We start from the raw sequence: 18,792 nt of genomic DNA, 5'->3' as shown, positions 1-18,792 counted from the left end.
GTCAGATCTTGTTGAATAGTGCTGCCGCAAGCAGACCTAGATTTCCGAGGAATGATTGGCGATAAATGCCTGACCGGCATACGCCGACCGTGCGTGCGAGGGTGGAACTCTGTCGGGCCGCTTCGAAACGTTGCAGGGTGCCAAGCGCTTCTGGCGACATTCTGGATCTGAGATGGCTCAGCGCGACGATATTGCGGTCGTTCCAGCCTTTGAGTTGACCTTGGAACAGCATTCTGATTCGCACCAGCTTGGCGCCCAGACCGCCGTTCGCGCCGATGAGATTGCCGCCATGTTGACGATACCGCAATGAGGGGCGTGGATCATAGTGCACTTTTCCGCCACAGCCGCTGACGACCTGGTAGACCCACCAATCGTGAGCTACCACGTCTACCCGCGGCCCGGCCTGGATCAGCAGTTCGCGGGCGGCGTTGTTGAACACCATGGTGTTGCCACCTGCGATGTTCTGCACCAGTGCGTTTGCGAAGCCTGGAGGGCGCTCGAATAACGGCGAACAGCCGATATCCTGGTCGTTGCCGTCGACGAGTTGAGTGCGCGAGCAATAGAGCGCAGGTGTGTCGGACGCGATCGTGTCCAGCCACTGCACGGCGTGTTCGACCTTCGCCGGATCCCAGACGTCGTCCTGATCAGAAAATGAGTAGTAGTCGGCGGTGATCGAAGGATTGCAGGCGATCGACAGAAAATTAGCCGCAAAGCCCTTGCGCGGACCGTTTGTGACGGTCAGGCGATGCTGTGGCCATGCGGCTTTGTAAGATTCAAGAATACGGTGGGTGTCGTCCTTCGAGCCATCGTCGGACACCCAAAGGTCCCAATCCGTGTACGTCTGGGCAGCGTACGAGTCCAGTTGCTCGGCCAGGTACTGCTGCCCTTGATAAGTACATAATAGGATGGCGACTTTTTTGCTCACTGGTATGCCTGCTGGGGATTTCTTGACTATGCGGAAAGCGGGCCGCACTCAATGCGGCCCAGAAGCGGTTTCAGATACGGCCGGTATTGATATTCCGCATGGCGCTTTTGCGAGGCACAGGCACGTATGGGTTGCCGGATGCTTCGCGGACGGTTCTGCTTGATCGTCAGGCGGTGTACTGCGTCGCGACCCAGTCGCGATAATGGCCGCTAGTGACGTTTTCGACCCATTGCTGATTCGCCAGGTACCATTGAACGGTCTTGCGAATACCGCTCTCGAAAGTCTCGGCAGGCTTCCAGCCGAGTTCACGTTCGAGTTTGCTGGCGTCAATGGCGTAGCGTTTGTCGTGGCCCGGTCTGTCCTTCACAAAGGTGATCTGAGCCTTGTACGAGGTGCCATCCTTGCGGGGCTGCAATTCGTCCAGCAGAGCGCACAGGGTATGGACGACGTCCAGGTTGGCCTTTTCATTCCAGCCGCCCACATTGTAGGTTTCGCCCAACTTGCCGTCGTTCAACACGCGGCGGATGGCGCTGCAATGGTCGGTCACGTAAAGCCAGTCGCGGATTTGCTGACCATCGCCATAAATAGGCAGTGCTTTCCCCGCCAGGGCATTGTGAATAACCAGCGGAATAAGCTTTTCGGGGAAATGGTATGGACCGTAATTATTTGAACAATTCGTGGTCAGTACCGGCAGGCCATAAGTATGGTGATAGGCACGGACCAGATGGTCGCTTGCTGCCTTGCTGGCGGAATAAGGGCTGTTTGGCTCGTAGCGATTATCCTCGGTGAAGGCCGGATCAGTCTTGTCGAGAGAACCGTAGACTTCGTCGGTAGATACATGCAGGAATCGGAATTCGGCTTTGGCCCTATCACTCAATTCATTCCAATAGGCGCGCACGGCTTCCAGCAGGTGGAAGGTGCCGACGACATTGGTCTGGATGAATTCGCCCGGGCCATGGATCGACCGGTCGACATGGGACTCAGCGGCGAAGTTGATCACCGCGCGCGGCTTGTGCGTAGCCAGCAGTTCGGCGACGAGTTTCTGATCGCCAATGTCGCCGTGCACCAGCGTGTGGCGTGCATCACTTCGCAGTGTGGCGAGGTTCTCGGGGTTGCCGGCATAGGTGAACTTGTCCAGCGTGATGACGGGCTCATCGCTTTGAGCAAGCCAATCCAAGACAAAATTAGAGCCGATAAAACCGGCGCCGCCAGTGACAATAATACTCATTTTCGTTGTAATCCTGGGACTCTACGGCATGGAACTATGCAGATAAACGTGCAATTATGCCGCACTGAGGTGCGATCGCAGAGCGCGCGTCTGTAATATCGCCGTAAATAGCGTGAGTTTTTGAGGCTCTGTTAGAAGTTGTTGCAGCCGTGCAGCAGCCAACTGCCAAGCAGGGCACATGCTACTGCCGGGAATGCGCACTGGTCCAGTACACGTCGGGCCGGCCGCTGGACTTGTTCAGAAATCGGGCCAGAACGAACAACAAATCGGACAGACGGTTCAAATAGAGGCGGATCGGTGCATTTACCCCCTCCGTGCGGGCCAATGCGACAACTGCCCGCTCGCAGCGCCGGCAGATTGTGCGTGCCAAGTGCGCGTGTGCGGCGCCGGGTGAGCCGCCAGGCAGAATGAATTCCCGTAGTGGCGGCAACGCGGCGTTGTAGTACGCCAGTCTTGCATCCAGATGCGAGACTTGTTCGTCGCTTAGCGCCTTGTGACCAGGAATGCAGAGTTCGGCACCCATGTCGAACAAGTCGTGCTGGATTCTGAGCAGGTCGGCGGATACGTCCGTCGGCAGAGTGTGGGTCAGCAGCATGCCGATCATGCTGTTCAGTTCATCCACATCGCCGAGCGCGACTACACGCGGAGTATCCTTTGCTGTGCGAGTGCCATCGCCAAGCCCGGTGGTGCCGTCGTCTCCTGTGCGGGTGGCGATGACGGATAAACGGTTGGCCATGGAGCCTCCTGAATTCGGTGACGATGGGTGCGAAGAATACTTGTGCTGGTGAGCAACGGCGGTGCAGAGCGGGTGGCTCGCAATCAATCGTCAGAATTGTTGCGCAATCGTCGCGGAACTGTTGCGTTGGAACGGTATCCTAGCACTACGGAAGTCGCGAAACGCTGTAGAAGGGATGCTGTAGTTTCGCCGCAAACAGGAGGATAACGCATGGCTTTCAACCGCAAATACGCAATGCCCATGGCCGTCGCCACCGCGATGGCCGTCGTGTCGCTGGCGACGCCGCTGGCGTTCGCGCAGCAGGCCGACGCCAGTGGCGAGGTGCGGCGCGTGGATCCGGCGGCGGGCAAGGTCACGATCAAGCACGACGCCATCAAAGCGTTGGACCTGCCGGCGATGACGCTGGTGTACGACGCCGATCCGGCGCTGCTGGCCAAGATCAAGGCGGGCGACAAGGTGCGCTTCACGGCCGAGCGCAAGGACGGCAAGTACGTAGTGACGGCGATCACCAATTAAACCCCGGCCTGGCTGCTGTCGCGGCCCGCCCCGGGGTTGTGCGGGCGAGCGCCGCTCGAACAATGGAAAAGGCCCGCCGCAATCGCTTGCGGCGGGCCTTCTTTGCCTTGGTGGCCGGGGCAGTGCCTACAGCACGTAGCGGGCCAGGTCCTGGCTGCTGGCGGCTTCGGCCAGTTGCGCATTGACGTAGGCGGCGTCGATCTTGACGGTCTTGTCGCTGCTGGAGGTGGCGTCGAACGACAGTTCGTCGAGCAGCTTTTCCATCACCGTGTACAGGCGACGGGCGCCGATGTTCTCGGTGGTTTCATTGACGTCGTAGGCCAGTTCGGCCAGGCGGCGCACGCCTTCGTCGGTGAATTCCAGCTGCACGTCTTCGGTGGCCATCAGCGCCGTGTACTGCTTGGTCAACGAGGCATCGGTGTCGGACAGGATGCGGACGAAGTCTTCGGCGGTCAGGGATTCGAGCTCGACGCGGATCGGGAAGCGGCCCTGCAGTTCAGGGATCAGATCCGACGGGCGGGCCAGGTGGAAGGCGCCCGACGCGATGAACAGGATGTGGTCGGTGCGGACCATGCCGTAGCGCGTGTTGACGGTGGTGCCTTCGACCAGCGGCAGCAGGTCGCGCTGCACGCCCTGGCGCGAGACGTCGGCGCCGCCGCTTTCCTGGCGGGCTGCGATCTTGTCGATTTCGTCCAGGAAGACGATGCCGTTCTGTTCGACGTTATTGATGGCGGCGGTGCGCAGGTCTTCTTCGTTGACGCGCTTGGCGGCCTCTTCGTCGACGATGAGCTTGAAGGCTTCGCGCACCTTCATTTTCTTGGACTTCTTCTTGTCGCGGGCCAGGCCGGCAAACATGCCGCGCAGTTGCTCGGCCATTTCTTCCATGCCGGGGGGCGTCATGACGTCCATCTGCGGCGCAGCCTGGGCGACTTCGATCTCGATTTCGAGGTCGTCGATCTTGCCTTCGCGCAAGCGCTTGCGGAAGGTCTGGCGGGCGCTGTTGTCTTCGCCGCGTTCGGGTTCGCCGGAGGCACCGCGCGGGGGCGGCACCAGGGCGTCCAGGATGCGGTCTTCGGCGGCGTCTTCGGCCTGGGTGCGCACGCGGCGCATTTCCAGTTCGCGCGTCTGCTTGATCGAGTATTCGGTCAGGTCGCGGATGATGGTGTCGACGTCGCGGCCCACGTAGCCCACTTCGGTGAACTTGGTGGCTTCGATCTTGATGAACGGCGCGTTGGCCAGCTTGGCCAGGCGGCGGGCGATTTCAGTCTTGCCCACGCCGGTGGGGCCGATCATGAGGATGTTCTTGGGGTGGATTTCGTGGCGCAGGGGTTCTGCGACCTGCTGGCGGCGCCAGCGGTTGCGCAGGGCGACCGCCACGGCGCGCTTGGCGCGGTTCTGGCCGACGATGTATTTGTCGAGTTCGGAGACGATCTCTCCGGGCGTCATGTTGGATGCGGACATGAGGGCGAATCCTTGGAAAGCTAGGGCTGGCTGGGGGACGCGCGCCGCGGCGCAGGAAGCTGCGCCGCGCGGCGGCGTCAGTCGCCCAGCGTTTCGATGACGTGGTTCTGGTTGGTGTAGATGCAGAGGTCGCCAGCGATCTCGAGAGATTGTTTGACGATGGTCTCGGGCGGCAGTTCCGTGTTGCGCAGCAGGGCCAGGGCGGCCGACTGGGCATAGGCGCCGCCGGAGCCGATGGCGGCCAGGCCGTGTTCGGGTTCGAGGACGTCGCCGTTGCCGGTGAGCACCAGCGTGTGCTCGGCGTCGGCCACGATCAGCATGGCTTCGAGCCGGCGCAGGACGCGGTCGGTGCGCCAGTCGCGCGTGAGTTCGACCGCGGCGCGCATCAGGTTGCCCTGGTGTTTGTCGAGCTTGGCCTCGAAGCGTTCCTGCAGCGTGAACGCATCGGCGGTGGCGCCGGCGAAACCGGCCAGGATCTTGTCGTGGTAGAGGCGGCGGATCTTGCGCGCCGTGCCTTTGATGACGATGTTGCCCAGGGTGACCTGGCCATCGCCGCCCAGTGCGACGCGGTTACCGCGACGCACGCACACGATGGTGGTGGCGTGAAATTGTTCCATGCGTTCCTTCCTTTGAAAGGACTAGCTGGGGGCGATCCAGGGGAAATCAAGACTCAGCGCGACGCCAATAAAAAAGGCCATGCTGGGGGCAGCATAGCCTTTCAGGGTGACGCCGGAAAACGGGACGGATCAGTCGCCGTACAGCTTCTGGCGCATTTCGCGGCGCTCTTGGGCTTCGAGCGACAGCGTGGCGGTGGGGCGGGCCAACAGGCGCGGAACGCCGATGGGTTCGCCCGTTTCTTCACACCAGCCGTATTCACCGCTGTCGATGCGGGCGATGGACTGTTGCACCTTTTTCAGCAGCTTGCGTTCGCGGTCGCGGGTACGCAGCTCAAGGGCGTGTTCTTCCTCGATGGTGGCGCGGTCGGCGGGATCGGGCACGAACTGCGTTTCGCGCAGGTGCTCGGTGGTTTCGCCGGCGTTGGCCAGGATGTCCTGTTCGAGTTGTTTGAGCCGTTCCTTGAAGAAAGCCAGCTGGCGTTCGTTCATGTAGTCGGACTCGGGCATGGCCAGCAATTCCTTCTCGCTGGGCAGATCAATCGCCGTATCGCTCGTCGACTTGCTTGATTTTTTGGTTGCTGCCTTGGTAGCCATGAAAACACTCCACTATGAATCGATCCTGGCGCGGGCGGTTCTTCCCGGTCCGTGTGCTTGCTGCCTACGCTATCCGTACCTCACAGTACTGCCTTCGTCGCATCGAGTCACGTATCCAAAAAGGGGATTACCCCGCCAGGCACTGCTCCAAGCCCCGGGTGAAAATTTCCTGGGGCAGCTTGCGTCCGATGAAGACCATCTTGGTGGACGGTTTTTCGGCCGCGGTCCACGGTTTGCCGGGTTCGGCGCCCATCATCATGTGCACACCCTGGAACAACATGCGGCGGTTGATGCCCTTCATGTACAGGATGCCCTTGTAGCGCAGCAGGTCGGGACCATAGACCTGCACCACGCCACCCAGGAATTCCTCAAGGCGAGCGGGATCGAACGGCTTGTTGGAACGGAACACGAACGCGCCGATTTCATCGTCGTGTTTGTGGTGGTGATGATGTGCGTGATTGCAATGCGCCCCGCAGTCGCCGTCGTGGTCGTGACCGTGGTCATGATCATGGCCGTGATCGTGCCCATGGTCGTGCCCGTGGGCGGCGTCGGGGTGCTCATCGGCCAGGAATTCCGGGTCGATGTCGAGAATGGAATTCAGGTTGAAGCCGCTGATGTCGATGATGGACTTCAGGTCGGCGTCGCCGAAGTTGACCGCGGTGATGGGCGCGCGCGGGTTCATGTGCACCAGGCGGTTGCGCAGCGCTTCGTAGTCGACTTCGTTGACCAGGTCTTTCTTGGAAATCAGGATGCGGTCCGCGAACCCGACCTGCTTCTGGGCTTCGGGCTGCTCGTCCAGCGTGGCCATGCCGTGCTTGGCGTCGACCACCGTGACCACCGCGTCCAGGCGGTAGTACTCGGCGATGTCGTCGTCCATGAAGAACGTCTGGCACACCGGGCCGGGGTTGGCCATGCCGGTGGTTTCCAGGATGACGCGTTCGAAATTCAGGGTGCCGGCTTCACGCTTGGCGCGCAGCTCGGACAGGGTGCGCATCAGGTCGCCCCGCACCGTGCAGCAGACGCAGCCGTTGGACAGTTCGATGATTTCTTCATCGCTGTCCTGGACCAGCAGGTCGTTGTCGATGCTTTCCGGCCCGAACTCGTTTTCGATGACCGCGACACGGCGGCCGTGGAATTCGGTCAGGATACGTTTGAGCAGGGTGGTCTTGCCCGCACCGAGAAAGCCGGTGAGGATGGTGACGGGAACCATTTTGTCCAAACTGCGCGGGGTGTTCATGGCGAAGCTGCTTGCGTGAAGTAAGGCGGCGAAGAGTCGCTGCCACAGGCTGCGAGGGCCGCCTATAGCGGCCGGACGCAGGATTACAGCACAGTCGGGGGCAGGGGGCAAACCCCGGGCCAACCCGGGGGCCAGAGCCGCCCAGATCGCGGCTGTACGCCGTCAAGTATCGGGCGATATCACTATTTTGGGGCAATTTTCCGGATTTCAAGGTCCGGATCAGGCGGGGGCCAGGATTGTCGGCCAGGGCCCTTGCGCCTGCCCTGCGACAGGCGCGTATCGGGCGCCTCAGTGGTGATGGTGGTGGTGGCCGGCGTCGGCGGGCTGCTTCTGCTGGCACTGCGGGCACAGGGCCCGGATCTCGGTTTCGTGGGTGGCCAGGGCGTAGCCCGTCTGGGCGACGCGTTCGGCCAACTGGCGGCTCATGGCGGGGTCGGAGACTTCGGCCACCGCGCCGCAGCCGGTACAGACCACCAGCAGGTCATGCGGTGCGCCGCCGGCATCATGGCAGGCGCTCCAGGCGTTGACCGCGTCCAGGCGGTGGATCAGGCCTTCATCCATCAGGAAGTCCAGGGCGCGGTACACCGTGGGAGGCGCGGCGCCGGGGTGGACTTCGCGCATGGCGTCCAGCAGTTCGTAGGCCTTCAGGCTGCGGCCGTGGCGCAGCAGCAGTTCCAGCACCTTGCGGCGGATGGGGGTGAGGCGGCGGCCGCGTTGTTCGCACAACGTCTCGGCGACGCTGAGCTGGGCGCCTACGGTGTCGCTGCGGGGGGAACGGGGCGGAGCGGGCATGGCGGGCTTCATCTGAATTAGGGACGCGCGCGACGCGCGCGAGATGCCAGGAAGGTAGCAGAAAACACCCTGATGCGGGCGAAAGGCGCCCTTTCAAGCCTTGTTAGTTATGATATAACATAATAAATCTGTTTCGCAGCCTGCCGGTTTCATGTCTCACTTCACGCTTTTGCCCCCGCGGCCCGGCGCCGCGCCGGGGGCGGGCACGCTTTCCCGCTCCAGCTTCCTGGCCTCTGCCTGGCGCCGCATGGCCTATGCGCTGGCCGCGGCCGCGGCGCTGTGGGCCCTGACGGGCTGGGCGATGGACTGGTGGCCCCGATGAGCGCCGTGCCGGTCGCCATCGAACTGCGGGACGCGTCCTTCGGCTGGCATGGGCACGCGGCCCTGCGCGGCGTGTCGGGTCGTTTCGAGCCGGGTGCGATGACCGCCGTGGTCGGGCCGAACGGGGCCGGCAAGTCGACGCTGATCAAGGGCATCATGGGGGTGCTGCGGCCGTTGTCAGGCAGCGTCACCGTCGGTGGGGCCGGCCGTTCGGAACTGGCCTGGCTGCCCCAGGCGGCCGAACTGGACCGATCGTTTCCCGTGTCGGTGCTGGACCTGGTGGCAATGGGCGCGTGGCGCCGGGTCGGCGCCTGGCGGCGCTACGGGGCCGAGGAAATCGACCGCTGCCTGCATGCGCTGGATACGGTGGGCCTGGCAGGCATGGCCGGACGCGCGGTGGACACGCTGTCTGGCGGGCAGATGCAGCGCACGCTGTTCGCACGGATGCTGGTGCAGGATGCGCCGGTGCTGCTGCTGGACGAGCCCTTCGCCGCGGTGGACAGCCACACCGCCGATGACCTGATGGCGTTGCTCTGCGGCCTGCATGGCCAGGGTCGTACCGTGATCACCGTGCTGCATGACCTGGACATGGTGCGCGGTCATTTTCCGCAGTGCCTGCTGCTGTCCGGCTCGGTGGTGGCCTGGGGCGATACCGAGGCTGCGCTGTGCGACAAGAACCTGAAGACGGCACGTCAATGGCACGTGGGGGCGTTCGCATGAGCGCGCTGCAATGGGTCGTGTCGCCTTTTCTTGATTACGGTTTCATGCGCCGCGCGCTGGCCGGGGCCTGCGCCTTGTCGCTGGGGGCCGCGCCGCTGGGGGTGTTCCTGGTCTTGCGCCGCATGAGCCTGATGGGCGACGCAATGTCGCACGCCATCCTGCCGGGCGTGGCGGCGGGTTTCCTGCTGTCCGGGCTGTCGCTGGGCGCGATGATGCTGGGCGGCGTCGCGACCGGCCTGGCCGTGGCCTTGCTGGCCGGACTGGTGGCGCGGCTGACGCCGCTGCGCGAAGACGCCAGTTTCGCCGCCTTCTATTTGATCTCGCTGGGCCTGGGGGTGCTGCTGGTGTCGCTGCGTGGCTCCAACATGGATCTGCTGCATGTGCTGTTCGGCACCGTGCTGGGGCTGGATGACGCCGCGCTGCTGCTGGTGACGGCGACGGCCAGCGTCACGCTGGTGGTCCTGGCGGCGCTGTACCGGATGCTGGTGGCGGAATGCCTGGACCCGGGCTTTCTGCGGGCCAGCGGCGGGCGCGGCGGTTGGGTGCACATGGGCTTCCTGGTGCTGGTGGTGGTGAATCTGGTGGCGGGTTTCCAGGTGCTGGGTACCTTGATGGTGGTCGGCATCATGATGCTGCCGGCCGCCGCGGCGCGCTTCTGGCTGCGTTCGGCAGCAGGGCAGATCCCGTTGGCGGCAGGGGTTGGCGTGGCCGCATCGGTCGCCGGCCTGCTGGTTTCGTATCACTTCAATGTGCCGGCCTCGCCCGCGATCATCCTGGCCGCCGGCGTCTGTTACCTGTTTTCCATCGTTTGCGGCCCGCAAGGCGGGTTGCTGCGGGCGCCGCGCAGATCGCGCCGGGCCTGATCCCCTCAAGGAGATTCGCTATGACTTCCCTATCGCTGGCGCTGTCGCGCCGCCGCGCCTTGCTGGCCGCTGCCGGCCTGTGGCTGTCCGCGGCCTTCGGCCTGGCGCATGCCGCCCAGCCGTTGCAGGCCGTGGCCAGCTTTTCCATCCTGGGCGACATCGTGCGCGAAGTGGGCGGCGAAGACGTGCAGTTGACGACGTTGGTCGGACCGGACGGCGATGCCCATGAATACGAGCCTACGCCAGCGGATGCCAAGAAACTGGCGGCCGCGAAAGTGCTGTTCGTGAACGGGCTGGATTTCGAGGCCTGGCTGCCCAGGCTGGTCAAGGCGTCCGGCTTTTCGGGCCAGACCGTGGTGGCGTCCAAAGGGGTCGCGGCGCGCAAGTTCGCCGGGCATGGCCACGATCACGGCGGCAAGGACCACGATCATGACCACGCCGCCCACGCCCATGGCGACGCGGGCCACAGCCACGGCGACGCCGATCCGCACGCCTGGCAGAACCTGGCCAACGGCGTGATCTACGCGCGCAACGTGGCAGACGGCCTGGCCGCCGCGGACCCGGTCCATGCCGACGCCTATCGCAAGCGCGCCGATGCCTACATCGCTCGCATCCAGGCCGCCGACGCGTCGGTGCGCAAGACCTTTGCGGCGATTCCCGCGGAACGCCGCAAGGTCGTCACGTCGCATGATGCGTTCGGCTATTTCGGTGACGCCTATGGGGTGGAATTCATTTCCGCGGTGGGCATGTCGACCGCCGCCGAACCTGCGGCCAGTGACGTGGCGCGCATCATTGAACAGGTCAAGCGCGAGAAGGTGCCGGCGGTGTTTGTCGAGAACATCACCAGCCCGCGCCTGGTGCAGCAGATCGCGCGCGAAACGGGCGCCAAGGTGGGTGGTACGCTTTATTCCGATGCGCTGTCCAAGCCCGGACAACCCGGCGCCACCTACCTGGAAATGTTTGAATGGAACGTACGTCAGCTCGCCGCGGCCTTGCAGCCCTGATTGCCGTGACGGGCGCGTTGGCGGCCAGCGCCGCCAACGCCCACCCGCACATGTGGATCGACGCCCGCGCGGTGGTCGACCTGGACGAGCAGCACCGGATCACCGCGGTGCGGCAGGTCTGGCTGTTCGACGAGATGTTTGGCGCCTATGCCACGCAAGGCCTGAAGAAGGGCAAGGGCGGCACGCTCGCCGACGACACCTTGAAAGGCATGGCAGAAGACTGGATGAAGGCGCTGGGCGAGCCGGTGTCGCACTATTTCACGCGGGTCACGGTGGCGGGCAAGACCGCGGCGTTCGCCGCGCCGCGTGATGCGCGCGTGACCTGGAACCCCAAGACGGGCCGTCTGGCCCTGGCATTCACCTTGCCGCTGGCCGAGCCCGCGGCGCTGGACGCCGCAGGCGCCCAGGTGGACATCTACGACCCGACCTATTTCGTGGCCTACGCCTTTGACGAAAAGGGCGCTGTCACGCTGGGTGGCCCCGGCGCGGCGGCCTGCAAGCCGGCTTACCGCAAGCCGAAGGAACTGGATTGGAACACCATGCAGCAGCTGGCCGCGATCCCGGCCGATCCGGACGCACTGCCGGAAGAGCTTTTCGCCATCACCAAGGGGCTGACGCACCGCATCGAGGTGCAATGCGCCTGACGGCGGGCGGTGCGGCCGCCGCCTGCGCGTGGCTGTTGGCGTTGGCCGTCATGGCCTGGACCGGGACGGCCAACGCGCAGGGTGCGCATCCGTTTGGCGTGCCGGAAAGCGGTGCGGGCATGAGCGGGCCAAGCTGGCTGGCGAGCTTTTTCGGCCAGGTGTCGGTGTGGCAAAGCCATTTCTACCGTCAGCTGACGGGCGCGGTACGAGCCTGGCAGGCGGACGGCGGCGCGGCCTGGATGCTGATCGGCCTGTCGTTCGCGTACGGCGTGTTCCACGCGCTGGGGCCGGGGCACGGCAAGGCGGTGATTTCCTCATATGTCGTGGCCAACCGGCAGACCGCGCGCAATGGCGCCCTGCTGGCCCTGGTGTCGTCGCTGGTGCAGGCGCTGGTGGCGATCGCGATGGTGGCTGTGCTGGCGCTTGTCTTCAACGCGACGGCAGCGACCATGAACCAGGCGACGCGCTGGTTGGAGCTGGCCTCGTATGCGTTGGTGACGTTGTTGGGCGCGTGGCTGGTGTGGGTCAAGGCGCTGCGGCCGTTGCGGCGGCGGCGCGCCTTAGCGGTGCCGCCCGCCGAGCTTGGCATTCATGGGCCAGGGCCGTCCGCGGCCGCCCCGCCCCGCCCGGCCTTGAAGGGGGCTGCGGCGTTGCGGGCCATTTCGGTGCAGGCGGCGCCTGTGCGGCAGGGCTCTGCCGCAGTTGCGTTGCCGAGCGCACTGCACGGCGCTGCGCACGATCATGCGCATCATCATCACGACGACTGCGGTTGCGGTCATGTCCATGTGCCGCCGCCGGAGCAGGTGGCCGGGCCGTTGAATTGGCGACGTGCCGGGTCGGCGATCCTGGCCGTGGGGTTGCGACCATGCAGCGGCGCGTTGATCGTGCTGGTGTTCGCGTTGTCGCAGGGATTCTTTCTGGCGGGCGTGGCGTCGGCATTGGCGATGGGCCTGGGCACGGGTTTGACGGTCGCCGCGCTGGCTTGCCTGGCGGTGGCCGCGGGTGGGGCGGCAACGGCCCTGGGCGGCCGACTGTCCAGCGTGGGCGCGGCGCGGCTGCGCTATGGCGTGGAAGCCCTGGCTGCCCTGGCCGTATTGGCGTTGGGTGTGCTGCTCTTGGGCGGAATGCTGGCGGGCGGCGGCTGAGCGGCCAGCGTCAGGATTTGCGGCCGGCGCGTGGATGCGCCTGATCGTACGCGCGAGCCAGGTGCTGGAAGTCGAGCCGGGTGTAGATCTGGGTGGTGGAAATGTTGGCGTGGCCCAGCATTTCCTGGACGGCGCGCAGGTCCTGGGCGGATTGCAGCACGTGGCTGGCGAAGCTGTGGCGCAGCACGTGCGGATGCACATGGGTGGGCAGGCCGGCGGTCTGCGCGATCTGCGCCAGTTGCAGCTGCACCACGCGCGGCGAGATGCGTCGTCCGCGCGCGCCCAGGAACAGCGCGGCCGCATCTTCGGGCTGCGCGGCGGGCGGGGCCAACTGTGGGCGGACTTCGATCCAGCGTCGCAACGCCACCAGGGCCGCCTGGCCTACCGGCACCGAACGGCGCTTGCCGCCCTTGCCCAGCACGATGACTTCGGCATCGTCCAGGTTGAGCCAGCCGCGTGATTCGTACTGGGTCGAGCGCTCGTAGCGCAGGTCCAGCCCCACCAGTTCAGAAAGGCGCAGCCCGCTCGAATAGAGCAATTCGAACATGGCCTGGTCGCGCAGCGCGGCGGGCTCGGTGGCGACCTGCGCCTGGGGGCGGTCGAGCAGGGCCTGGGTCTGTTCGACCGACAGGGCCTTGGGCAGGCCGCGAGGCGCCTTGGGGGCGCGTACGCCGGCGACGGGATTGCCGGCCAGGCCGACGACCGGCGCCCACCACTGATAGAAGCCGCGCCACGCTGCCAACGTGCGTGCCAGGCTGCGCGGGCCGCGGCCCTGGGCGTGCAGCCGCGCCACGAACTGGCGGATGTGGCCGTTGCCCAGGGTGTCCAGCGGCAGCTTGGCGCGTTCGGCCAGGTCGCGCAGGAAGTGCAGTTCTCGCCGGTAGCCGTCGAGCGTATGCGGGGAATAGCGGCGGTTGGCTTCCAGATGGCGTAGCCAGGCGACCATCGGGTCGGGCAGGGGGGCGTCCGGTGCTTGCGGTGCCTGCATGGGAGCCCCCGCCTTCATGGGGTCAGGCCTTGGGGGCGGCCGGGTTCAGCCGGTGCAGCGCGGCCGAGGCCAGTTGGCCGATGGATTCGAGGAACGCCGTGCCCATGTCGGGCGTGAAGCGTTCGGCGTCGTCCGAGCCCAGCACCAGCAGGCCGACGCTGGCGCCATCGGCTTCCAGGCGCAGCGGCACCAGGGCCAGCGACTTGGGCTTGGCATCGAGCCAGCCGGCGGCTTCGAAGGCGGTATCGGTGCCGCAATACGGCGTTTTCAGGCTGTCGGCGAACGTGCGCACGTCTTGCGTGACGGGTTCGCCGTAGCCAGTTTCGGGCAGGTCGGGCAGGTTCCACAGGCGCAGCGCGACGTGGTTGATGTCGAACTGCTCGGCCAGGCCCAGGGCGATTTCGCCGGGCAGGAGCTGAGGATCGTTTTCGGACAGCAGGCGGCAGCACCATTTGGCGACATGGCCGCCGATGGTTTCATTGGCGGTGGCGTTGTGCACCAGTTCGTTCAGGCGCCATTCGAGTTCGCGATTGCGTTCGCGCAGCGTGAGGATCTGGCGTTCGCCCAGAGAAATGGCGCGCGACCCATGCGGATGCGGCACTTGCAGCGTCGCGAAGACGTCGGCGTGTGCATCGAAGAAGCCGGGGTGTTCCTGCAGGAAATTGGCGATGTCCTGGGCGGTGAAAGCGGTATCGGTCATGGGTTATCGGTTCAGCGCCATGGAGAAGACGAGCTTGTCGATGTCGACCTGCCCCGTGAAGACGGATTCGGCCGGGCCGGTCATGCGCAACTGGCCGTCGGTCCAGGCGATGGTCAGCACGCCGCCGCGCGTTTGCACGCGCACCGGGGAATCGAGCAGGCCACGGCGGATGCCGGCCGCGACGGCGGCGCAGGCGCCGGTGCCGCAGGCCAGGGTTTCGCCGGCGCCGCGTTCGTGCACGCGCAGCCGGATGTTGTGGCGATCGACGATTTGCATGAAGCCGGCGTTGACCCGGCGCGCAAAGCGCGGGTGGGTCTCGACCAGCGGGCCGACGATGGCGACTGGGGCGGTGTCGACGTTGTCGACCACCTGCACCGCGTGCGGGTTGGAGATGGCCACGGCCGAGAGGCTGACGCTGCGCGGCAGGCCGGCGGGCGTATCCAGCGGCAGTTCCCACAGGGTGTCCTGGCCTTCGGCGTGCGAGGCCAGGCCGGCGGTGTCGAACGGCAGGGCGGCCGGGTCGAAGCGGGTGCTGCCCATGTCGACCGTGACTTGTTCGTCGTCGCCTTCGTCCAGGACGAGGATGCCCGTGGCGATCTCGGCGCGCAGCGGATTGCGGTCGGACAGGCCCTGCTCGTGCACGAAGCGCACGAAGCAGCGCGCGCCGTTGCCGCAGTGTTCGACCTCGCTGCCGTCGGAGTTGAAGATGCGGTAGCGGAAGTCGGCGTCGGGGCGCGTGGCGCGTTCGACCAGCAGGATCTGGTCGGCGCCGATGCCGAAGTGCCGGTCGCCCAGCGCGCGGGCGCGTTCGGGCGTCATGTCGATGACTTGGCGAACGCCGTCGAGCACGACGAAGTCGTTGCCTGCGCCATGCATTTTGGTGAAGTTCCAGTTCATGGGGGGATTATCGCCCATTCTGGCTCGGGAAACCGGGCGCGCCGCCGCAGTCGATCTGTCCGCGGCGGGGGCGGTGACCTAGTAGATCTTGGCTTCGCCCGGCGGCCGGGTCTTGAAGCGGCGATGGACCCAGTAGTACTGGCTGGGGCAGCGGCGCACCCAGGCCTCGAGTTCGCGGTTCAGGCGGGCGGTGGCCTCTTCGAGCGAGTCGTCGCCGGGGAAGTTCTCCAGCGGTGGCAGGACTTCGGCGTGGTAACGACCGGTTTCGGGGTTCCAGAAATCCAGGATGGGCAGCACGGCAGCGTCCCACTTCTTGGCCAGCTGGGCGGTCGCCAGCAAGGTGGCGGCCTGGACGCCGAAGAACGGCGCGAACACGGCGCCCTGGCGGCCGAAGTCCATGTCCGGCAGGTAGTACACCGGGCGCGGGGCGCGCAGGTGGCGGATCAGTTCGCGTACGCCGTCCTTGCGGCTGACCAGGAAGACTTCGTTGAAGCGGGCGCGCCCGGCGGCCACGACGGCGTCGATGTGCGGGTCGCTTTGCGGGGTGTACATGGTGGCCGCGCTGGGCACTTCCATGGTGAGCCGGGTGGCGGCGGCATCCAGGCCGATGAAATGGGGGGCCAGCAGGATGACGCTGCGGCCCTGGGCGGTGAGTTCGTTGATGCGTTCGGCGCCGCTCTGGGTGACCATGTCCTTGATGGCCTCGGGCGTGCCGTACCAGAGCACGCCGCGGTCGACGATGGATTGCGCCAGGGCGCGGAAATGTTCACGCACCCAGCGTTCGCGCACGGCTTCAGGCTGGTCGGGAAAGCACAGTTCGAGGTTGCGGCGCACGATGCGGGTGCGCGATTTGGCCAGGCGCATGGCCAGCCAGCCGAGCGTGGCGCCGATGCGTTGGCGCGTGGCGGGCCGCATGCGGCCGAACCATTTCAGCAGGGAAACCAGCGTGCGCGTTTTGGATTCGTTCATGGGCAAAATAGGGGCATAAGACCAGGGCGGCGGAGGGGGCGCGGGCGTCAGCCGGGCTCGGCCGCGGCGCCGTCGACGGGCGCGGGCGGTGCGCCGCGCGGGGTCTTATAGCGGTTGTAGCTCCAGAGGTATTGCCGCGGGCAGCGGCGGATCAGGGTTTCCATGGCGGCGTTCAGCAGCGCGGCCTGGGCCTGCGGGTCGGCGGGCAGGGGCTCGGGCACGCGCACGTAGTGGATGCGCCAGCCGCGGCCACCGGGCAGGCGTTCGCCAGCGGTCAGGATGATCGGCACGCCGGTCTGGCTGGCCAGCTTGCCGGGCAGGGTCATGGTGTAGGCCATGCGGCCGAAGAACGGTGCCCAGACGCCGTCGCCGACGCCCGGGGCCTGGTCGGGCAGCATGCCGACCGATTCGCCGCGGCGCAGGGCGCGTACGAATTCGCGTACGCCCTGCATGGTGGCGGGTACGGCAATGACGGCCGAACTGTTGCGCGCGGTTTCCAGCAGCGGCGCCAGGATGTCCTTGCGAGGCGGGCGGAACATCACGGTCATGGGCATCTGGCGGGCCAGGTAGCGGGCGGTGATCTCGAAGCAGCCCAAGTGCGGGGTCAGGAACAGGATGCCGCGGTTTTCGGCGCGGGCAGCGTCCACGACCGCATTGTCGTCCGACACGACCTGGGCCAGGCTTTGCTCATTGCGGAACCAGACCCGGGGCATTTCGAGGATCATCGCGCCGGCCTCGCCGGCGGCCTGGCGGGCGAAGGCCGCGCCGGGGTAGCCGGCCTGCGCCGCATTGGCCTGCAGGCGGCGCCGGTACTTGCCCGGGAACGCATAGGCGACGCGGCCGAGCAGGCGCCCCAGCGCGTGCTCGACGGGCAGGGGCAAGGAGGCAAACAGGCGAAACAGGGCGAGCAGCATGCGGCAAAGGGGTGAGATCGGGCATGGTAATGCCTGTGCTCGCGGGAAAGACCCCACCCCCGGCACAAGCATAAGTACGGCATTTTCGCTTAAAATCGGCAGGTCGCCGAGTTAACCGACAACTTGCGGGGCGACGGCAGGGGGCAGCGCATTGCGCGTCTCTTGCCAAATCCGCTAAAGCGTCGCGCCCAGATCAGCGTATGTCAATGCAGTCCGGGGTGCTACGCGCCTCGTGAACCTATGTTCCGGCTGTGCCGGACACGAAAGGACGCATCTGTGGCCAACAACGACTTTCTCTTCACTTCCGAATCCGTTTCCGAAGGGCACCCCGACAAGGTCGCCGACCAGATTTCCGACGCGATTCTGGACGCCATCTTCACCCAGGACCCCAACGCGCGCGTCGCCGCCGAAACCCTGTGCAACACGGGTCTGGTCGTGCTGGCCGGTGAAATCACCACCACCGCCAACGTCGACTACATCCAGGTCGCACGCGACACGATCCGCCGCATCGGCTACGACAACACCGAATACGGCATCGACTACAAGGGTTGCGCGGTGCTGGTCGCCTACGACAAGCAGTCGCCGGACATCGCCCAGGGCGTGGACCGCAGCTCGGAAGACTACCTGAACCAGGGCGCGGGCGACCAAGGCCTGATGTTCGGCTACGCCTGCGACGAAACCCCCGACCTGATGCCCGCCCCGATCTGGTACGCGCACCGCCTGGTCCAGCGCCAGAGCGAACTGCGCAAGGACGGCCGCCTGCCGTGGCTGCGCCCGGACGCCAAGTCGCAAGTGACCTTCCGCTACATCGACGGCCGCCCGGCTGAAGTCGACACCGTGGTGCTGTCGACCCAGCACGCGCCCGACGTCACGCAGGAAACCATCCGCGAAGCCGTCATCGAAGACATCATCAAGCCCAGCTTCGCCGAAGGCCTGATCACGCCCCAGACCAAGTTCCTGGTCAACCCGACCGGCCGCTTTGTCATCGGCGGCCCGCAAGGCGATTGCGGCCTGACCGGCCGCAAGATCATCGTCGACACCTACGGCGGCGCATGCCCGCACGGCGGCGGCGCGTTCTCGGGCAAGGATCCGTCCAAGGTCGACCGCTCGGCTGCCTACGCCGCCCGCTACGTGGCCAAGAACATCGTGGCCGCCGGCCTGGCGCGCCAGTGCCAGGTGCAGGTCAGCTACGCCATCGGCGTGGCCGAGCCCATCAACATCACCGTCTACACCGAAGGCACCGGCGTCATTCCCGACGACCAGATCGCCAAGCTGGTGCGCGAGCACTTCGACCTGCGTCCGAAGGGCATCGTGAACATGCTCGACCTGCTGCGCCCGATCTACACCAAGACCGCCGCCTATGGCCACTTTGGCCGTTCCGAGCCGGAATTCTCGTGGGAAGCCACGGACAAGGTCCAGGAACTGAAGAAGGCGCTCTAAGCTGCCCGCTTCCAGCAAAAAAGCGCCCCTGCATGAACTTGCAGGGGCGCTTTTCTTTGTGGGCAGCAACCGGGGCTACAG

Annotated in this window: 21 protein-coding genes; 8 read left to right on the top strand and 13 right to left on the bottom strand. The window is 65.6% G+C overall.

What is annotated here, in order from left to right; all coding sequences use genetic code 11:
* Window position 1: 1 nt before the first annotated feature.
* The 3 genes from AC6LJ2_RS04075 to AC6LJ2_RS04065 all read right to left on the bottom strand — a co-directional run bounded on the left by AC6LJ2_RS04075 (window position 2) and on the right by AC6LJ2_RS04065 (window position 2,889).
* A complete protein-coding gene (locus AC6LJ2_RS04075) occupies window positions 2-925 on the bottom strand; it encodes a glycosyltransferase family 2 protein (protein ID WP_498150859.1) in 924 nt (307 codons plus the stop codon).
* A 166-nt stretch (window positions 926-1,091) separates the two neighbouring features.
* A complete protein-coding gene (rfbB, locus tag AC6LJ2_RS04070; protein WP_498150858.1) occupies window positions 1,092-2,153 on the bottom strand; it encodes a dTDP-glucose 4,6-dehydratase in 1,062 nt (353 codons plus the stop codon).
* Window positions 2,154-2,334: 181 nt separating this feature from the next.
* A complete protein-coding gene (locus tag AC6LJ2_RS04065; protein WP_498150857.1) occupies window positions 2,335-2,889 on the bottom strand; it encodes a cob(I)yrinic acid a,c-diamide adenosyltransferase in 555 nt (184 codons plus the stop codon).
* Between the two features lie 210 nt (window positions 2,890-3,099).
* Between AC6LJ2_RS04065 and AC6LJ2_RS04060 the strand changes: the two genes are divergently transcribed.
* The gene (locus AC6LJ2_RS04060; RefSeq protein ID WP_025136245.1) at window positions 3,100-3,405 is read left to right on the top strand and encodes a copper-binding protein; all 306 of its coding nucleotides are present in this window, start codon (window positions 3,100-3,102) and stop codon (window positions 3,403-3,405) included.
* 126 nt (window positions 3,406-3,531) lie between these two features.
* Here the strand turns inward: AC6LJ2_RS04060 and hslU are convergent, their stop codons facing one another.
* The 5 genes from hslU to AC6LJ2_RS04035 all read right to left on the bottom strand — a co-directional run bounded on the left by hslU (window position 3,532) and on the right by AC6LJ2_RS04035 (window position 8,106).
* Window positions 3,532-4,866, bottom strand: coding sequence for an ATP-dependent protease ATPase subunit HslU (gene hslU, locus AC6LJ2_RS04055; protein WP_199164738.1), 1,335 nt, complete (start codon window positions 4,864-4,866; stop codon window positions 3,532-3,534).
* Between the two features lie 77 nt (window positions 4,867-4,943).
* Complete coding sequence (hslV, locus tag AC6LJ2_RS04050; protein WP_263912978.1) at window positions 4,944-5,483, bottom strand: ATP-dependent protease subunit HslV; 540 nt, start codon at window positions 5,481-5,483, stop codon at window positions 4,944-4,946.
* A 129-nt stretch (window positions 5,484-5,612) separates the two neighbouring features.
* Window positions 5,613-6,077: an RNA polymerase-binding protein DksA gene (gene dksA, locus AC6LJ2_RS04045; RefSeq protein ID WP_006216410.1), complete on the bottom strand. Its 465-nt coding sequence runs from the start codon at window positions 6,075-6,077 to the stop codon at window positions 5,613-5,615.
* A 127-nt stretch (window positions 6,078-6,204) separates the two neighbouring features.
* Window positions 6,205-7,314 carry a CobW family GTP-binding protein gene (locus tag AC6LJ2_RS04040; protein WP_498150856.1) on the bottom strand — a complete coding sequence of 370 codons (1,110 nt, stop codon included), beginning with the start codon at window positions 7,312-7,314 and terminating at the stop codon, window positions 6,205-6,207.
* A 288-nt stretch (window positions 7,315-7,602) separates the two neighbouring features.
* Window positions 7,603-8,106, bottom strand: coding sequence for a Fur family transcriptional regulator (locus AC6LJ2_RS04035; protein ID WP_006224833.1), 504 nt, complete (start codon window positions 8,104-8,106; stop codon window positions 7,603-7,605).
* A gap of 151 nt (window positions 8,107-8,257) precedes the next feature.
* On the opposite strand from AC6LJ2_RS04035, the gene AC6LJ2_RS04030 reads away from it, so the two are divergent.
* The 6 genes from AC6LJ2_RS04030 to AC6LJ2_RS04005 are packed head-to-tail and all read left to right on the top strand — an operon-like array spanning window position 8,258 to window position 12,803.
* On the top strand, window positions 8,258-8,428 hold the full coding sequence (locus tag AC6LJ2_RS04030) for a hypothetical protein (RefSeq protein ID WP_263912976.1): 171 nt from the start codon (window positions 8,258-8,260) through the stop codon (window positions 8,426-8,428).
* The gene (locus AC6LJ2_RS04025) at window positions 8,425-9,147 is read left to right on the top strand and encodes a metal ABC transporter ATP-binding protein (RefSeq protein WP_263912975.1); all 723 of its coding nucleotides are present in this window, start codon (window positions 8,425-8,427) and stop codon (window positions 9,145-9,147) included. Before AC6LJ2_RS04030 ends, AC6LJ2_RS04025 begins: the two co-directional genes overlap by 4 nt.
* Window positions 9,144-10,010, top strand: a complete 867-nt coding sequence (locus AC6LJ2_RS04020; protein ID WP_498150855.1) for a metal ABC transporter permease — start codon at window positions 9,144-9,146, stop codon at window positions 10,008-10,010. Before AC6LJ2_RS04025 ends, AC6LJ2_RS04020 begins: the two co-directional genes overlap by 4 nt.
* A 20-nt stretch (window positions 10,011-10,030) precedes the next feature.
* Window positions 10,031-11,014: a metal ABC transporter substrate-binding protein gene (locus tag AC6LJ2_RS04015; RefSeq protein ID WP_498150854.1), complete on the top strand. Its 984-nt coding sequence runs from the start codon at window positions 10,031-10,033 to the stop codon at window positions 11,012-11,014.
* A 50-nt stretch (window positions 11,015-11,064) separates the two neighbouring features.
* A complete protein-coding gene (locus AC6LJ2_RS04010) occupies window positions 11,065-11,658 on the top strand; it encodes a DUF1007 family protein (RefSeq protein ID WP_263913083.1) in 594 nt (197 codons plus the stop codon).
* 50 nt (window positions 11,659-11,708) lie between these two features.
* Complete coding sequence (locus AC6LJ2_RS04005) at window positions 11,709-12,803, top strand: nickel/cobalt transporter (RefSeq protein WP_498150891.1); 1,095 nt, start codon at window positions 11,709-11,711, stop codon at window positions 12,801-12,803.
* Window positions 12,804-12,813: 10 nt separating this feature from the next.
* Here the strand turns inward: AC6LJ2_RS04005 and xerC are convergent, their stop codons facing one another.
* Genes xerC through AC6LJ2_RS03980 form a run of 5 tightly spaced genes read right to left on the bottom strand, consistent with a single transcriptional unit; the run spans window position 12,814 to window position 17,271 of the window.
* Entirely contained in the window at window positions 12,814-13,791 is a 978-nt protein-coding gene (xerC, locus tag AC6LJ2_RS04000) for a tyrosine recombinase XerC (protein ID WP_263912972.1), read from the bottom strand.
* 22 nt (window positions 13,792-13,813) lie between these two features.
* Window positions 13,814-14,491: a DUF484 family protein gene (locus tag AC6LJ2_RS03995; RefSeq protein WP_263912971.1), complete on the bottom strand. Its 678-nt coding sequence runs from the start codon at window positions 14,489-14,491 to the stop codon at window positions 13,814-13,816.
* A 3-nt stretch (window positions 14,492-14,494) separates the two neighbouring features.
* Window positions 14,495-15,406, bottom strand: a complete 912-nt coding sequence (gene dapF, locus AC6LJ2_RS03990) for a diaminopimelate epimerase (RefSeq protein ID WP_498150853.1) — start codon at window positions 15,404-15,406, stop codon at window positions 14,495-14,497.
* Between the two features lie 60 nt (window positions 15,407-15,466).
* Window positions 15,467-16,357, bottom strand: a complete 891-nt coding sequence (locus AC6LJ2_RS03985) for a lysophospholipid acyltransferase family protein (protein WP_263912969.1) — start codon at window positions 16,355-16,357, stop codon at window positions 15,467-15,469.
* 47 nt (window positions 16,358-16,404) lie between these two features.
* Window positions 16,405-17,271, bottom strand: a complete 867-nt coding sequence (locus AC6LJ2_RS03980; protein WP_498150852.1) for a lysophospholipid acyltransferase family protein — start codon at window positions 17,269-17,271, stop codon at window positions 16,405-16,407.
* Window positions 17,272-17,547: 276 nt separating this feature from the next.
* On the opposite strand from AC6LJ2_RS03980, the gene metK reads away from it, so the two are divergent.
* Window positions 17,548-18,711, top strand: a complete 1,164-nt coding sequence (gene metK / locus AC6LJ2_RS03975; RefSeq protein WP_263912967.1) for a methionine adenosyltransferase — start codon at window positions 17,548-17,550, stop codon at window positions 18,709-18,711.
* Window positions 18,712-18,792 lie beyond the last annotated feature (81 nt).

It is taken from the genome of Achromobacter sp. 1014246743, from assembly GCF_059760725.1.
The sequence above is the reverse complement of the archived record's forward strand: the minus strand, read 5'-3'. Positions and strand labels throughout refer to the sequence as shown.

Excerpts from the sequence above, each read along its gene's own strand:
- rfbB (WP_498150858.1), bottom strand. The coding sequence starts at position 2,153 with ATGAGTATTATTGTCACTGGCGGCGCCGGTTTTATCGGCTCTAATTTT.
- AC6LJ2_RS03980 (WP_498150852.1), bottom strand. The coding sequence starts at position 17,271 with ATGCTGCTCGCCCTGTTTCGCCTGTTTGCCTCCTTGCCCCTGCCCGTC.
- AC6LJ2_RS04010 (WP_263913083.1), top strand. The coding sequence starts at position 11,065 with ATGTGGATCGACGCCCGCGCGGTGGTCGACCTGGACGAGCAGCACCGG.
- AC6LJ2_RS03995 (WP_263912971.1), bottom strand. The coding sequence starts at position 14,491 with ATGACCGATACCGCTTTCACCGCCCAGGACATCGCCAATTTCCTGCAG.
- hslV (WP_263912978.1), bottom strand. The coding sequence starts at position 5,483 with ATGGAACAATTTCACGCCACCACCATCGTGTGCGTGCGTCGCGGTAAC.
- xerC (WP_263912972.1), bottom strand. The coding sequence starts at position 13,791 with ATGCAGGCACCGCAAGCACCGGACGCCCCCCTGCCCGACCCGATGGTC.
- dapF (WP_498150853.1), bottom strand. The coding sequence starts at position 15,406 with ATGGGCGATAATCCCCCCATGAACTGGAACTTCACCAAAATGCATGGC.
- AC6LJ2_RS04035 (WP_006224833.1), bottom strand. The coding sequence starts at position 8,106 with ATGCCCGCTCCGCCCCGTTCCCCCCGCAGCGACACCGTAGGCGCCCAG.
- AC6LJ2_RS04025 (WP_263912975.1), top strand. The coding sequence starts at position 8,425 with ATGAGCGCCGTGCCGGTCGCCATCGAACTGCGGGACGCGTCCTTCGGC.
- AC6LJ2_RS04060 (WP_025136245.1), top strand. The coding sequence starts at position 3,100 with ATGGCTTTCAACCGCAAATACGCAATGCCCATGGCCGTCGCCACCGCG.
- AC6LJ2_RS04065 (WP_498150857.1), bottom strand. The coding sequence starts at position 2,889 with ATGGCCAACCGTTTATCCGTCATCGCCACCCGCACAGGAGACGACGGC.
- AC6LJ2_RS04020 (WP_498150855.1), top strand. The coding sequence starts at position 9,144 with ATGAGCGCGCTGCAATGGGTCGTGTCGCCTTTTCTTGATTACGGTTTC.
- AC6LJ2_RS03985 (WP_263912969.1), bottom strand. The coding sequence starts at position 16,357 with ATGAACGAATCCAAAACGCGCACGCTGGTTTCCCTGCTGAAATGGTTC.
- AC6LJ2_RS04015 (WP_498150854.1), top strand. The coding sequence starts at position 10,031 with ATGACTTCCCTATCGCTGGCGCTGTCGCGCCGCCGCGCCTTGCTGGCC.
- AC6LJ2_RS04030 (WP_263912976.1), top strand. The coding sequence starts at position 8,258 with ATGTCTCACTTCACGCTTTTGCCCCCGCGGCCCGGCGCCGCGCCGGGG.
- dksA (WP_006216410.1), bottom strand. The coding sequence starts at position 6,077 with ATGGCTACCAAGGCAGCAACCAAAAAATCAAGCAAGTCGACGAGCGAT.
- AC6LJ2_RS04040 (WP_498150856.1), bottom strand. The coding sequence starts at position 7,314 with ATGAACACCCCGCGCAGTTTGGACAAAATGGTTCCCGTCACCATCCTC.
- hslU (WP_199164738.1), bottom strand. The coding sequence starts at position 4,866 with ATGTCCGCATCCAACATGACGCCCGGAGAGATCGTCTCCGAACTCGAC.
- AC6LJ2_RS04005 (WP_498150891.1), top strand. The coding sequence starts at position 11,709 with ATGGCCTGGACCGGGACGGCCAACGCGCAGGGTGCGCATCCGTTTGGC.